Consider the following 12,733-nt stretch of genomic DNA (forward strand, 5'->3'; position numbering starts at 1 on the left):
TCGCGGTCGTCTGGCTGACCGCAGTGGCGTGCAGGTCAGCGTAGCGGTCACCGGCGCGGTTGGCGCGATCCATCCGCACACGTGCGCTTGTCGGCCCGGAGACGCCGACGCTCCGGGCGGGCTGTTCCTAGAGCCGGTCGCGGAGCCAGGACGGCCCCTGCACGCTGGCACCGAGTGCCGTCACGCGGTCGCGGAGTCCGCGGTCCGCCGTCACCACGACGACGGGGCCGTCCCCGGCCGCCACGGCGTCGGCCGCGGCGGTGACGATGGCGTCGTCACCGGAGCCGGACGCACGCACGACGGCCACGCCGGGCGCACCGCCGACGCCGTCGCCACCGCCGGGACCCGTGGCGACGTCGGCACCGCGTGCGTCGCCCTCGAGTACCACGGTCCACCGCGGCCACCAGGTGCTGAAGTCGAGCCCGAGGGCATCGGCGGGCAGCCCGACCGCGGCGAGCGCCGTGATCCCGTCGATGAGCCGGGTCGCTGCGCCGGAGCGGTCCTTCCACCAGCCGTCAGGCACGCTGCCGACGACGTTGGCGGCGTCGACGACGACGTGCGGGCTGGTGTCGATCGTGGCTCGGAGTGCCGGCCAGGAGGCGCCGAAGCCCGGGTGCAGGGGCAGGTCCTCGACGGACTCGACGGGGACCCAGTCGAGCGCCAGGCTCTCGCGGTCGGCGATGACGGGTTCGAAGGGCCGTGCGGCACGGCCGACGACGGTCGTGTAGGTCCAGAAGCCGAGGTCGAGCACGGCGGTGTGGCGCAGGTCGATGCCGTCGAGCGGCACGCCGGCCTCCTCGGCGGACTCGCGGAGGGCGCCGGTGACCGCGTCCTCGTGCTGGTGTCGAGCGCCCCCGGGGATGCCCCAGGTGCCGCCGTGGTGGCTCCACTCGACGCGGTGTTGCAGGAGCACGCGGCCCTGGCCGTCGTCGACGAGGAGTCCGGAGGCGCCGAAGAGCCCCCACGCCTTGGTGCCGTCGGGTCCGTACGCCCACGCGTCGCCGGGGTCGCGGGGGCCGGGCGGCGGACCGGGGGGCAGGACGTCTGGCACCTGTCCACCCTGGCACACGCGCCTGACACGCGTCGTGTACCGTGCTGCTCGAGACACGGGGTGCCGCGACCAGCGGCTGAGATCACACCCGTCGAACCTGCTCGAGCTCGTACTCGCGAAGGGATCGTCCATGGAGAACGCTGCGCCCGTGTGGCCAGAGCGCACCGCTGAACTGCTCGAGGCCGTCCGTGCCCGCAGTCCCCTGGTGCAGTGCATCACGAACACCGTGGTGCAGAACGTGACGGCGAACGTGCTGCTCGCGCTCGGCGCCTCGGCCGCGATGGTCGACGTGCCGACCGAGGCCGGGCCGTTCGCCCGGGTCGCCGACGCCCTGCTGGTGAACACCGGCACCCCGCACGCGGAGCCTCGTGTGGCGTCGGTGGAGGCCGCGACGGCCGCCGTCGAGCACGGCACGCCGTGGGTGCTCGACCCGGTGGCCGTCGGGTCGCTCCCGGTGCGGACGGCCCTGGCGCGGGACCTGCTCGCGATCGGCCCGACGGTGCTGCGCGGGAACGCGTCCGAGGTGCTCGCGCTGCTCGGCGCCTCCGCCGGTGGGCGCGGGGTCGACAGCACGGCCCGCACGGACGACGCGCGTGCGGCTGCGGTGGACGCGGCCGGGAGGCTCGTGGGCGCGGTGGCCGTGTCCGGTCCCGTCGACCTGGTGGCCGGTTCCGGTGCCCCGGGGTGGTCCGGCACGGTGGTGCGGGTCGCGAACGGGTCGGAGCTGCTCACGCGGATCACCGGCGGTGGGTGCGCGCTCGGTGCCGTGATCGCGGCGTTCTCAGCGGTGTCGCCGGAGGACCCGGGCGCCGCTGCCGTGGCCGGGACGCTCGTGCACACGGTCGCCGCGGAGCTCGCGGCGGCGGACGCCGGCGGGCCGGGGACGTTCCAGCCGCTGTTCCTCGACCGGTTGGCGTCGCTGACCCCCGAGGACGTGCTGCGCGTCGCGCGTGTCTCCGAGGAGCGTGCCGCGTGAGTGACGTCGGCGTGTACCTGGTGACCGACGGCCTGCTGTGCGACCGACACGGGATCGGGGTGCTCGGCGTCGTCCGCGCGGCCGTGCACGCGGGCGTCCGGATCGTGCAGGTGCGGGACAAGGACGCGAGCGCCCGGGACCTCCTCGCGCTGACGGTGGCCGTCGCCGACGCGGTGGGCGACCGGGCCACGGTGGTCGTCGACGACCGGCTCGACGTCGCCCTGGCTGGTCGGCACGCCGGACACCGGGTGGCGGGCGTGCACCTCGGGCAGTCCGACGTGCCGGTGTCGGCGGCGCGGGCGCTGCTCGGGCCGGACGCGCACGTCGGGCTGACCGCGGACACCCCGGCGCACCTCGACACCCTGGTGCGGCTCCCCCGCGGGACCGTCGACCTGCTCGGGGTGGGGGTCGTGCACCCCACGGCGACGAAGCCGGACCACCCGCCGGCACTCGGCCACGACGGCTTCGCCCGGATCGCGGCGGCCACGGACCTGCCGTGCGTCGCGATCGGCGGGGTCGACCTCGACGACGTGGCACCGCTGGCCGCCGCCGGTGCAGCGGGCGTCGCCGTCGTCTCGGGGATCTGTGCCGCTCCCGACCCCGGCGCGGCGGCCGCGGCGTACGTGGCGTCGTGGCGGCGTGGCGCCGACCACCTGCTCGGCGGACAGCCGGGTGGCGGATGGGTGTCGAGCCTCCCTGGAGGCGGTGCACGGTGAGTGGGCCGGTGCGCGTGCTGAGCATCGCCGGGACCGACCCGACCGGTGGGGCCGGGCTGCAGGCGGACCTCAAGGCGATCGCGGCGCACGACGGCTACGGCATGGCGGTGGTGACCGCGGTGGTCGCGCAGAACACACACGGGGTGCGGTCGGTACACGTGCCGGACGTGACGGTGCTGCGTGACCAGCTCGACGCGGTGTCGGACGACGTCGTCGTGGACGCGGTCAAGATCGGGATGCTCGGCACGACGGCGGTCGTCCGCGAGGTCACCGACTGGCTGCGGGCACACCGGCCACCCGTCGTGGTCGTCGACCCGGTGATGGTGGCCACAAGCGGCGACCGGCTCCTCGACGCGGACGCCGAGGGCGCGATGACGGAGCTGTTCGCGCTCGCGGACCTGGTGACGCCGAACCGGAGCGAGCTGGCGGTCCTGGCGGGCCTCGCCGGGGCCGTCGACGTGGACCTCGACGCGGACCCGGTCGGCGCTGCGCTGGCCGTCGCCCGGCGGTGGGACGTGCTCGTGTTGGCGAAGGGCGGGCACGCGGGCGGGAGCACCTCGGACGACGTGCTCGTCGCGCCCGCCGAGTCCGTCCGGGTCTTCCGGGGTCCCCGGGTGCCGACGACGAACACCCACGGCACCGGGTGCTCGCTGTCGAGCGCGATCGCGACCCTGGCGGCACGGCACGGCGACTGGGATCTCGCGGTCCGCGGGGCGAAGGACTGGCTGACGGCGGCACTGGAGGGCGCCGACGCGCTCGAGGTCGGGAGCGGCAACGGGCCGGTCGACCACGGGGCGCTGGTGCGGCGGGCGCTCCCGGCGGTCCGGTCGACCGACCTGTGGTGGACCGACGCCGAGGAGCTGCTCGCGGCGACGATCGACACCCCGTTCCTGCGCGGGATGGCGGACGGCACGCTCGACCCCGACGTCTTCGCCGGGTACCTGGCGCAGGACGTGCACTACCTGCGGGCGTACGAGCGGCACCTCGGGGCCGTCGGGACGCGTTCGGCGGGGGCTGCCGCGTCGGCGTTCTGGGCGGCTGCGGCTGCCGGGTGTGCCGAGGAAGCCGCCTCCCTGCACCACCGACGGCTCGCCGGCACCCACGCCGACGACACGGTCGACCCGACCTGCGCCGGGTACCTGGCGCACCTGGCGGCGTGCGCGGACGCGGACGACGTCGCGGTACTCGCGGCGGCGGTGCTGCCGTGCTTCCGGGTCTACGCCTGGGTCGGGGCGCAGTTCGACGCGGCCACGGTCCTCCCGGACGTGCCCACGCTCCATCCGTACGCGGACTGGATCACGGCGTACGGGGACCCCGCGTTCGCGGCGTCGAGCGCGGCGGCGACGGAGCACGTCGAGGACCTGGCTCGGACCGCCTCCCCGGCCGTGCGCGGCGCGATGGCGCGGGCGTTCCGGGCCTCGGTCGCCTGGGAGCTGGCGTTCTTCCGGATGCCGACGGGTGACGCGGTGGTGGTGACGGACGTCGCGACGGGTGCCGCGCAGGCGACCCCGGACGGGCCGGGCTACCGCGCGGCGGGCACGACGACGTCGGCGGCCGGGGTACTCGGCGCGGCCGTGGGCTCCGTCCCCCCCGGAGCGAGCCGCACCAGCTCCACGGCGAGCGCCGAGCCGTCGACCGAGCAGCGCATCCAGGTGAAGTCGGGCTGACGACGGCGGTCGGTGGGTGAACCGGGATTGAGCAGACGGAGCGCCCCGGTCGTCCCGCCGACACCGGTGCCGGTGACGCGGGTGTCCCACGGGATGTGCGAGTGGCCGAAGACGAGCACGTCCGTGTCCGGGTACGCCGCAGCCGCTCGGCGTTCTCGCCCGGTCGACGCCCCGGTCTCGTGCACGAGTGCGACGCGGAGGTCCTCGACGTCGAACCGGGCGACGAGCGGCAGGCGTTCCTCGAAGCCGGGTGCGTCGTCGTTGTTGCCGCGCACGCCGACGAACGACCGGCTGCGGGCCTGGAGCACGTCGACCGTCGTCAGGTCCACCCAGTCCCCCGCGTGCACGACCAGGTCGGCGGCGTCGACGTCGGCCCAGAGCGCTCCGGGCAGGTCCTTCGCGCGCTTCGGCAGGTGGGTGTCCGACAGCAGCAGGAGCGAGGTGCTCACGCGTCGGTCACGCGGTTGGGGACGGGGAGCCCGGCCTCGTCCGCGGCGCCGAGTCGTTCGAGCAGCCCGGCCAGCAGGGCGATGTCGTCGTCCGACCAGCTGGCGATCCGCTCGTCGAGGGCGTCGCGGTGCAGCTGCACGGACCGTTCCAGTGCCGCGCCCCCCGCCGGCGTCGCCTCGAGGGGCTTGGCGTTGCCGGTGCCGCCGTCCGTCGTGCGGATCAGGCCGGCGGCGAGCAGACCCGCCAGCTGCCGCGAGATCGTCGAGCGGTTCAGGCGCAGGTAGCGGGCGATGTCGATGGCCATGCAGCCGGGATGCTGCACGACGAAGTCGACGAGCGACTGGTCGACGACGCTCAGCACGGCGTCGTTGCCACGGGCACGGATGCTCGCGCGGCGCGTGATGCGCGAGAGCTCCGTGTAGGCGCGTCCGATGTCGGCGTTGCGGACGTCGGACCTCGGGTGGTCCATCGTGCCTCCAGCTTGTTGCACGCCGGTGGGCCGGCGCTCTTCCCCTGCCGGTCACAGTACCGGCAGCAGTCATGCCCCCTGGGGAGCGTCAGCCGCGGATCGCCGCCTGCAGCGCGTCGACGTCGAGCTTCACCATCTGCCGCATCGCCTCGAACGCGCGGGCCGCCCCGGCGGGGTCACCACCGGCGGTCATGAGCTCGCCCCAGTTCGCCGGGGTCACCTGCCACGCGACACCCCAGGCGTCCGTGAGCCACCCGCACCTCGACGGGGTGCCGCCGGCGTCGAGGAACGCGTCCCAGACCCGGTCGAGCTCCGCCTGGTCGTCGACGTCGACCTGGAACGAGATCGCGTCCGAGTGCGGGTGCCCGGGGCCGGCGTTCATCGCCCGGAAGGGCTGGCCGTGCAGGCGGAACTCGACGACCATCGTGGAGCCGTCGGGGAGGCGTTCGACGTGGTCGACCGTCGAGTCCGGGATCACCGACGCGTAGAAGACGGCGGCCTCCTCGGCCTGTCCGTCGAACCAGAGGAAGGGGACGATCTGCTGCACGGGATGGTCCTGTCGAACGGGCTCAGTCCGCGACGTTGCGGCTGAGGAGCGGGGTCTTCTCAGGGTGTTCGTCGAACCACGTGCCGACGAACCAGCACATCGGCACGATGCGCTTGTCGGTCCTGGCCTCGACGTCGTCCACCGCGTACGCGACGAGCTCGCCGGCGTACCCGTGACCACGGTGCGCAGGGACCGTGTACGTGTGCGGGAACGTGACGGCGTCGTCGTTCTGGCGGTAGTCCAGGACGCTCACGAGTTCCCCGTCGACGTACATGGCGTACCGACGCTGGTCTGCCTCGTCGCGGAACTCGTGTGCCATGTCGCCATCATGCCGCGGAATGCGCCAGGTGGCACGGCGTTGACTCGTGGCATGACGACCATCGGCATCATCGGAGCAGGCAACATCGGATCAGCGCTGGCACGGCTGGCGGTGCAGAACGGGTACGACGTCGCGATCGCGAACTCGCGCGGACCGGAGACGCTCACGGACCTCGTGTCCGAGCTGGGCGACCGGGCACGTGCGGTCACGCGCGACGAAGCGGCAGCAGCGGGCGACCTCGTCGTGGTGACGGTGCCGCTCGCCGCGATCGAGAGCATCCCGGTCGAGCCGCTCGCCGGCAAGGTCGTGATCGACACGAACAACTACTACCCGGAGCGCGACGGCCACATCCAGGCGCTCGACGACGAGACCACCACCACGGCGGAGCTGCTGCAGGACCACCTGACCGGCGCCCGCGTCGTGAAGGCCTTCAACCACATCTACGCACCCGACCTGCCCGCGCAGGGCTCACCCCGTGGGACGCAGCACCGTCGCGCGCTGATCGTCGCCGGGGACGACGCCGAGGCGAAGCAGACCGTGGCGGACCTCATCGACGAGTTCGGCTTCGAGCCGGTCGACATCGGCGCCCTGTCCGAGGGATGGCGCATCCAGCGTGACACCCCCGGCTACACGCAGCAGTTCGACGCGCTCCAGCTCGAGCAGGCCGTCGCGGACGCGAAGCGCTACCGCGACATGTGACCCACCCGCACCACGACGAGGGGCCGGACACGCTGCACGCGTGTCCGGCCCCTCGTCGTGGTGGGTCAGAGGGCCGGGGTCAGGCCGCGTCGAACACGACCGTCATCTCGGCGAGGTCGTCCTCGCTCGGCACCCAGGCGGTCCCGGCGTCGACGTTCTGCGTGATCTGCTCCGGCCGTGTGGCCCCGGCGATGACGCTGGTGAGCCCGGGCTGCGCGAGGAGCCAGGCGAACGTGGCCTGCAGCATCGTGACGCCGCGCTCGTCGCAGAAGCGCTGGTACTCCTCGAGCACGTCCCACGGGGCGGAGTCGAGCAGCTCGGGCTTCAGTCGGGTCAGGCGGCCGTCCTGGGGGCGGTCGCCGCGCGTGTACTTGCCGCTGAGCAGGCCGTTGTACAGCGGGAAGAACGGCAGGAACCCGAGCGCGTACGCCCGGACCGCCGGCAGCACCTCGGCCTCGACGTCGCGGGACAGCGGGCTGTACTCGTTCTGCGCGGAGACGAACGCGGTGGTGCCGGCGATGGACGCGGTCAGCTCGGCCTCGGCGATCTGCCACCCGGCGAAGTTCGAGTGCCCGACGTAGCGGATCTTGCCCTCGCGCACCAGGTCGTCGAGGACCGACAGGGTCTCCTCGATCGGCGTCACCGAGTCCGGGCGGTGCATCTGGTACAGGTCGATCCAGTCCGTGCCGAGGCGCCGCAGGGACGACTCCACCGCGAGCCGCACGTAGCGCCGGGACCCGCGCACGCCCCAGTCGGGACCGTTCGCCCCGGCCATGTCCATGCCGAACTTCGTCGCGAGCACGACCTCGTCCCGCCGCCCGGCGATCGCCGCACCGAGCATCGTCTCCGACTGCCCCGGCGTCCCGCCGTAGATGTCCGCCGTGTCCAGCAGGGTGACGCCGGCGTCGAGCGCCGCGTGCACGACTGCGTCGGTGCCGTCCTGCGTCTCGGTCACCGTCCCCGGTCTGCCGAAGTTGTTGCAGCCGAGTCCGACGGTGGAGACGACGAGCCCGGAGGGGCCGAGAGGACGGTGTTCGATGCCGGTCATGGTCCGACCGTACCGGCGCGGCCCCGAACTGGGGCTGCGCCAGGACCACGCTTCCCGGCTAGAACTGATGGTGGATCAGCCGACGGAGGGAGCAGCACACGTGGCGTCGCACCGCATGCCCGATTCCGATCGACCCCGCCGGCCCGTCCCGGCCTGGGTGACGGCACCCTACGTCGAGGGCGCCCAGGGCAGCACCGTCCTGGAGGCTCCCCCTGCGTCCGCGACGACCGCTCCGGCGGCACAGTCCGCCGGGTCCACCCCGTCGCACGTCGCCCCCGGCTCGGTGCCGGTCCCGCTGAGCGTGCCCGAGGCCGAGCTCACCGGGATCGTCGTCCCGGACTACATGCCGTCCGAGGAGCACCTGCCGCCGGCACCCACCTCGCCGACGGTCCACACGCGTCCGTTCGACCGCGCGACCGAGCTCGCCGTCCCCGCGCCGGTCTCCCCCGTCGACGCCGGAGCCACCACGCCCGCCGCTGCGCGCACCGAGGCCCTCGTCGGCGCCGGCATGAGCGCCCCCACACCGTCGGGGTCGCACGCCGGACCGATCGCCCCGCGCACCGGCCAGCCACGGTTCTCCGTCCCCGGCCTGGAACACGTCGTCGTCGAGGGCACCGACACCGAGCCCTCCGGCCCCGTCGGCTACCGCACGCCTCGCCGCTTCGCCCACCAGCAGGGTGCCGGCGCCCTCGCCGCTGCGGCCCCCGCGCCGACGACCCCCTTCGACACGGTGCTCGCCGCACCCACCGTCACCGCCCCGCCCACGACCGCGCCGTTCGGGACCGACACCGGGACCACGGCGACCGGGTCCGAGGAGGCCGAGCCGAGCCTCCCGTCCGGTGCGCCCACCGAGTCGACGACGCGACGCGCGGCGATCGGGGCGACCCCTGGTGCCGTGCTCGGCACGGTCGCTGCCCTGGTGACGATCGGTCTGGCGGCCTGGTGGTTCACCGCTCCCGCGACCGTGCACGTCGTCGGGCTGGCACTCGGCCTGGTCGCGCTCCTCTGCTCGGTCGCGACCCTGCGGAACCGGGCTGCCACGTGGCAGCGGCCGGTCGCCCTGCTCGGGGCCGCGCTCGGCGGCGTCGGGACCCTCGTGCTGCTGTGGGCGGTCGCGAGCGCGATGCTGCCGATGGCCGGCGTGACGCTGCCCGACATCACGGGCACGGGCGTCGTCCCCACGCTCGCGCCCTGACGCGGCCCGCGTCCTCAGACCGCGCGGACGACCCCGCGCGACAGGATCGCGTTCGTCAGGGCGTCGATCGGCTCGCGCTGCACGGTCGGGTTGGCGATGAGGACGTAGTCGACGGCCGGCAGGTCGGGCAGCCCGAGTCGCTGCGACACCTTCACCAGGTCGGCGGGGATGAGCGAGTGCGGGAACACCGCCACGCCGATGCCCGCGCGGACGGCCGCCAGCACGCCGTTCACGTCGCGGGTGTTGCAGGTGATGCGCCAGGTGCGGCCGGCGGCCTCGAGGGCGTCGATCGCCATCTGGCGGCTGATGCTCGGGGCCTGGTAGACGATGAGCGGCACGGGCTCGTCGCGTTCCACCGCGATGCCGTCCTGCGCCATCCACACCATCTGGTCCGTCGCGACGCGGGTGCCCTCGGCCGACTCCCCCGCCGTCTGCTTGATGAACACGAGGTCGAGCTGACCGGCGTGCACCCGGCGGAGCAGCGGTGACGACTGGTTCACCGTCAGTTCGAGGTTGACCTGCGGGTGCAGGCGCCGGAAGTCCCGCAGGATGCGCGGCAGCTGCGTGATCGCGAGGTCGTCCGCCGCACCGAACCGGAGCCGTCCGCGGGTCGCCGACCCGGAGAAGTACGCGTCCGCGGTGGCGTGCGCCGCCAGGATCGTCCGCGCGAACCCGGCCATCGCGTCGCCGTTGTCGGTCAGGGTCACGCCGCGGGTGTCCCGCGCCACGAGGGTCCTCGACACCGCGGTCTCGAGCCGCCGGACGTGCTGCGACACCGTCGGCTGGCTGATGCCCAGACGCGCCCCCGCCTGCGTGAAGCTGCGGGTCTCGGCGACCGCCAGGAACGTCTGCAGGAGCACGGGATCGATCACGGTGGGCCCTCCGGTCGCGCGGTCATTCGAGAACGCAATGGACTGATAGCCACCATACGGGTGTCGAATGGCCACGGAGCAACTAGTTTTGAGCGGGTACCTTCCCGCCCCCGACCGCCGGAGAGCCCCACTGTGAGCGCGTCATCGACGACCCTCCACCCGCCCACCGAACCGCTCCCGATCCAGGCCACACGTCCGCCGTGGCGCCACACCCTGATCGCCCTGTCGGTGCCGAACTTCCGCCTGTTCACCGCGACGAACCTGGTCGCGATGACCGCCGGGTGGATGCAGCGCATCGCGCAGGACTGGCTCGTCCTGCAGCTCACCGGCTCCGTGGCACAGGTCGGCATCACCGTCGCGTGCCAGTTCGCGCCGATGCTGCTGTTCGGGCTCTTCGGCGGCGTGCTCGTCGACCGGTTCTCCAAGCGGGCGCTGATGATGATCACGCAGGGGGCCTTCGCCCTGCTCTCCGCGCTGCTCGCCGCCCTGACCCTGGCCGGGGTGGTGCAGGCGTGGCACATCTGGGTGATCGCCTTCGTCGTCGGCATGGTGACCGTGATCGACAACCCCGCGCGCCAGGTGTTCGTCACCGAGATCGTGGGGCACAAACACCTGCGGAACGCCATCAGCGTGAACTCGTCGGTGTTCCAGCTCGGCGGCATGATCGGGCCCGCCCTGTCCGGCGCGCTCCTGGTCGCCGTCGGAGCGGGGTGGTCGTTCGGCGTGAACGCGATCGCCTGCGTGGCCGTCGTCGTGACGCTCGGGTTCCTCCGCGTCTCCGAGCTGCACCGCACCCCGGCGGCGCCCCGCGGCAAGGGACAGCTCCGCGAGGGGCTCCGCTACGCCGTCAGCAAGCCCACGATCATCGTGCCGGTGATCCTGGTGGCGTTCTTCTCGGTCTTCGCGCTGACGATGCCCGTGCTGCTGTCGGCCTTCGCGTCTCAGGTCTACGACGTCGGCGCCGGCGGCTACGGCCTGTTCAACTCCGCGGTCGCGGTCGGCGCGCTCGTCGGGGCCCTGCTGTCGACCCGGCGCGCGGTGGTCCGGCTGCGCACGATCGTCGGCGGGGTGTTCTGCACCGGCCTCCTGCTCGTGGTCTCCGGCTCGATCCCGGTGATCGCGCCGTTCACGGTGATGCTCGTCGCCGTCGGGATGTCACAGCTGCTGTTCCAGACCGCGTCGAACTCCATGGTGCAGCTGTCCTCGAACACGGCGATCCGCGGGCGCGTGATGTCGCTCTACATCCTCGTGCTGCTCGGTGGCCAGGCGATCGGCGGGCCGCTCATGGGCCAGGTCGTCGACCACTTCGGCGCGCACGTCGGGATGATGGTCGCCGGCGGCGTGCCCGCCGCGGCGGCCGCCGTGATCGGCGTGGTGCTCGCCCGGCGGGGCGGCTTCCACCTGGCGGTCCGGATGCGGCACCACATGCCGCTGCCGGCGATCGTCGGGCACCGCTGACGGACTGGAGGCCCGTGGCGGGGCCGCCCCGAGCCTCCCGTCCGGTGGGTGGTGCGGTGCGGCTCCGCACAACGGAGAGCGGCTCGCGCCACGGACGTCCGTGGCGCGAGCCGCTTCTGGTTGTGCGACGTGGGTCAGTAGGCGACGCCGAACCGGGCCTGGTGGTGCGCCGGCGTCTCGATCTCGTCGACGAACGCGATGCCGAAGTCCTCGCCGGAGATCTCCGACTTGCCGTCGGCGTCCGAGAGCAGCAGGTCGTCGCTCGTGCGGTAGGTGCCGCGGCGCTCGCCCGGGTTGAAGCTGCCGTACGCAGCGGCGGGGCTGACGTAGAACCAGTCGACGTCGGTGTCCGACGCGCGGAGGGCCTCGAGGATCTGGCCGTGGCTCTTCGCCTCGCCCTTGAACGCGTCGGGGAACTCGGCGGTGTCGTACAGCGCCGGGCCGCCCTCGGCCACGAGCAGCGAGCCCGCGCCGCCGACGATGCCGAGTCGTGCACCGGCCGCAGCGGCCGCGTCGACGAAGTGCTGGAAGCGGTCCTTGAGCTCGGTGCCGTCGGACTGCACGGCGTGCAGGGCCACGACGACCACGTCGGCGCCCGCCGTGACCTCGGTGACGAAGGCGGGGTCGAAGGCGTCGCCCTGCGCGAGGGTCAGGTGCTCGGCAGCCTCGAGCTTGGAGGTGTCGCGCGCGACGGCGACGACCTGGTGGCCGCGGGAGAGGGCCTCGTGGGTGATGGCGGAGCCGGCGTAGCCGGTGCCTCCGAAGACGACGATGGTGGACATGCGTGCTCCTTGTTCAGTCAGTGCGGACGTGCAGGAGCCACTGTATGCGCGTTACTCTCTTTGAGTAAGTAGGCACCTCGTGGTGCGTGACGGAGGTCGACGTGCGTGTTCTCGAATACAGCCCCTACGCGGCGGACTGCCCCTCGCGGCAGCTGCTCGACCGGATCGGCGACCGCTGGAGCGTCCTGGTGATCGGCACGCTCGCGGACGGTCCCGTGCGGTACTCGGCGATCGCCGCGCAGGTGCAGGGCGTGTCGCAGAAGATGCTCACGCAGACGCTCCGGGCGCTCGAACGTGACGGCCTGGTGACGCGGACCGTCTTCCCCGAGGTCCCGCCGCGCGTCGAGTACGAGCTCACCGACGCCGGACGGTCGCTCCGCACGGTGCTGCAGCCGCTCGAGGACTGGGCGACGTCGCACATGGCGGCGGTCGCCGTGGCGCGCGAGGAGTACGACGCGGCGCGGTGAGCGGGACGGGGTGCGGC

At 73.4% G+C, this 12,733-nt stretch carries 14 protein-coding genes, 1 pseudogene and 1 riboswitch; of the genes and pseudogenes, 7 read left to right on the forward strand and 8 right to left on the reverse strand.

The genetic code is table 11. From position 1 onward, the window contains the following. Window positions 1–127: 127 nt before the first annotated feature. Window positions 128–1,051 (reverse strand): NUDIX domain-containing protein, encoded by a 924-nt coding sequence (locus tag ITJ54_RS04505; protein ID WP_194626060.1) that lies wholly within the window; start codon window positions 1,049–1,051, stop codon window positions 128–130. A 46-nt stretch (window positions 1,052–1,097) separates the two neighbouring features. Beyond that, a riboswitch (TPP riboswitch) is annotated at window positions 1,098–1,193 on the forward strand. Between ITJ54_RS04505 and thiM the strand changes: the two genes are divergently transcribed. The 3 genes and pseudogenes from thiM to thiD all read left to right on the forward strand — a co-directional run. Further along, complete coding sequence (thiM, locus tag ITJ54_RS04510; protein ID WP_194626061.1) at window positions 1,182–2,027, forward strand: hydroxyethylthiazole kinase; 846 nt, start codon at window positions 1,182–1,184, stop codon at window positions 2,025–2,027. (Overlaps the previous riboswitch by 12 nt.) Then, window positions 2,024–2,743, forward strand: coding sequence for a thiamine phosphate synthase (thiE, locus tag ITJ54_RS04515; RefSeq protein ID WP_194626062.1), 720 nt, complete (start codon window positions 2,024–2,026; stop codon window positions 2,741–2,743). The genes thiM and thiE overlap by 4 nt, the downstream gene beginning before the upstream one ends. Next, a pseudogene (gene thiD, locus ITJ54_RS04520) lies at window positions 2,707–4,134 on the forward strand (bifunctional hydroxymethylpyrimidine kinase/phosphomethylpyrimidine kinase); the annotation flags it as partial. The gene thiE and the pseudogene thiD, both read left to right, overlap by 37 nt. A 131-nt stretch (window positions 4,135–4,265) precedes the next feature. Here the strand turns inward: thiD and ITJ54_RS17805 are convergent. The 4 genes from ITJ54_RS17805 to ITJ54_RS04535 all read right to left on the reverse strand — a co-directional run bounded on the left by ITJ54_RS17805 (window position 4,266) and on the right by ITJ54_RS04535 (window position 6,195). Continuing rightward, a complete protein-coding gene (locus ITJ54_RS17805) occupies window positions 4,266–4,859 on the reverse strand; it encodes a metallophosphoesterase family protein (RefSeq protein ID WP_323741593.1) in 594 nt (197 codons plus the stop codon). Then, on the reverse strand, window positions 4,856–5,329 hold the full coding sequence (locus ITJ54_RS04525) for a MarR family winged helix-turn-helix transcriptional regulator (RefSeq protein WP_194626064.1): 474 nt from the start codon (window positions 5,327–5,329) through the stop codon (window positions 4,856–4,858). Before ITJ54_RS04525 ends, ITJ54_RS17805 begins: the two co-directional genes overlap by 4 nt. An 88-nt stretch (window positions 5,330–5,417) precedes the next feature. Continuing rightward, the gene (locus ITJ54_RS04530; protein WP_194626065.1) at window positions 5,418–5,876 is read right to left on the reverse strand and encodes a VOC family protein; all 459 of its coding nucleotides are present in this window, start codon (window positions 5,874–5,876) and stop codon (window positions 5,418–5,420) included. A gap of 22 nt (window positions 5,877–5,898) precedes the next feature. Continuing rightward, a complete protein-coding gene (locus ITJ54_RS04535) occupies window positions 5,899–6,195 on the reverse strand; it encodes a GNAT family N-acetyltransferase (RefSeq protein WP_194626066.1) in 297 nt (98 codons plus the stop codon). A 51-nt stretch (window positions 6,196–6,246) separates the two neighbouring features. On the opposite strand from ITJ54_RS04535, the gene ITJ54_RS04540 reads away from it, so the two are divergent. Next, window positions 6,247–6,894 carry an NADPH-dependent F420 reductase gene (locus ITJ54_RS04540; protein WP_194626067.1) on the forward strand — a complete coding sequence of 216 codons (648 nt, stop codon included), beginning with the start codon at window positions 6,247–6,249 and terminating at the stop codon, window positions 6,892–6,894. Window positions 6,895–6,973: 79 nt separating this feature from the next. Here ITJ54_RS04540 and ITJ54_RS04545 read toward each other — a convergent pair whose 3' ends face one another. Next, window positions 6,974–7,942: an aldo/keto reductase gene (locus ITJ54_RS04545; RefSeq protein WP_194626068.1), complete on the reverse strand. Its 969-nt coding sequence runs from the start codon at window positions 7,940–7,942 to the stop codon at window positions 6,974–6,976. Window positions 7,943–8,099: 157 nt separating this feature from the next. Between ITJ54_RS04545 and ITJ54_RS04550 the strand changes: the two genes are divergently transcribed. Further along, entirely contained in the window at window positions 8,100–9,137 is a 1,038-nt protein-coding gene (locus tag ITJ54_RS04550) for a hypothetical protein (protein ID WP_194626069.1), read from the forward strand. Between the two features lie 14 nt (window positions 9,138–9,151). On the opposite strand, the gene ITJ54_RS04555 is transcribed toward ITJ54_RS04550, so the two are convergent. Further along, entirely contained in the window at window positions 9,152–10,009 is an 858-nt protein-coding gene (locus ITJ54_RS04555) for a LysR substrate-binding domain-containing protein (RefSeq protein WP_071276179.1), read from the reverse strand. Between the two features lie 132 nt (window positions 10,010–10,141). Here ITJ54_RS04555 and ITJ54_RS04560 point away from each other — a divergent pair, with 132 nt between their 5' ends. Further along, window positions 10,142–11,467, forward strand: a complete 1,326-nt coding sequence (locus ITJ54_RS04560) for an MFS transporter (protein WP_194626070.1) — start codon at window positions 10,142–10,144, stop codon at window positions 11,465–11,467. A 134-nt stretch (window positions 11,468–11,601) separates the two neighbouring features. On the opposite strand, the gene ITJ54_RS04565 is transcribed toward ITJ54_RS04560, so the two are convergent. Continuing rightward, window positions 11,602–12,249, reverse strand: coding sequence for an NAD(P)-dependent oxidoreductase (locus ITJ54_RS04565; RefSeq protein WP_194626071.1), 648 nt, complete (start codon window positions 12,247–12,249; stop codon window positions 11,602–11,604). A gap of 101 nt (window positions 12,250–12,350) precedes the next feature. Here ITJ54_RS04565 and ITJ54_RS04570 point away from each other — a divergent pair, with 101 nt between their 5' ends. Beyond that, entirely contained in the window at window positions 12,351–12,716 is a 366-nt protein-coding gene (locus tag ITJ54_RS04570; protein WP_194626072.1) for a winged helix-turn-helix transcriptional regulator, read from the forward strand. Window positions 12,717–12,733 lie beyond the last annotated feature (17 nt).

Source organism: Curtobacterium sp. VKM Ac-2865 (genome assembly GCF_015350905.1).
Lineage (GTDB): Bacteria > Actinomycetota > Actinomycetes > Actinomycetales > Microbacteriaceae > Curtobacterium.

Bases quoted from the DNA above. Each gene is read 5' to 3' on its own strand.
- thiM (WP_194626061.1), top strand. From the start codon at position 1,182: ATGGAGAACGCTGCGCCCGTGTGGCCAGAGCGCACCGCTGAACTGCTC.
- ITJ54_RS04525 (WP_194626064.1), bottom strand. From the start codon at position 5,329: ATGGACCACCCGAGGTCCGACGTCCGCAACGCCGACATCGGACGCGCC.
- ITJ54_RS04535 (WP_194626066.1), bottom strand. From the start codon at position 6,195: ATGGCACACGAGTTCCGCGACGAGGCAGACCAGCGTCGGTACGCCATG.
- ITJ54_RS04540 (WP_194626067.1), top strand. From the start codon at position 6,247: ATGACGACCATCGGCATCATCGGAGCAGGCAACATCGGATCAGCGCTG.
- ITJ54_RS04545 (WP_194626068.1), bottom strand. From the start codon at position 7,942: ATGACCGGCATCGAACACCGTCCTCTCGGCCCCTCCGGGCTCGTCGTC.
- ITJ54_RS04565 (WP_194626071.1), bottom strand. From the start codon at position 12,249: ATGTCCACCATCGTCGTCTTCGGAGGCACCGGCTACGCCGGCTCCGCC.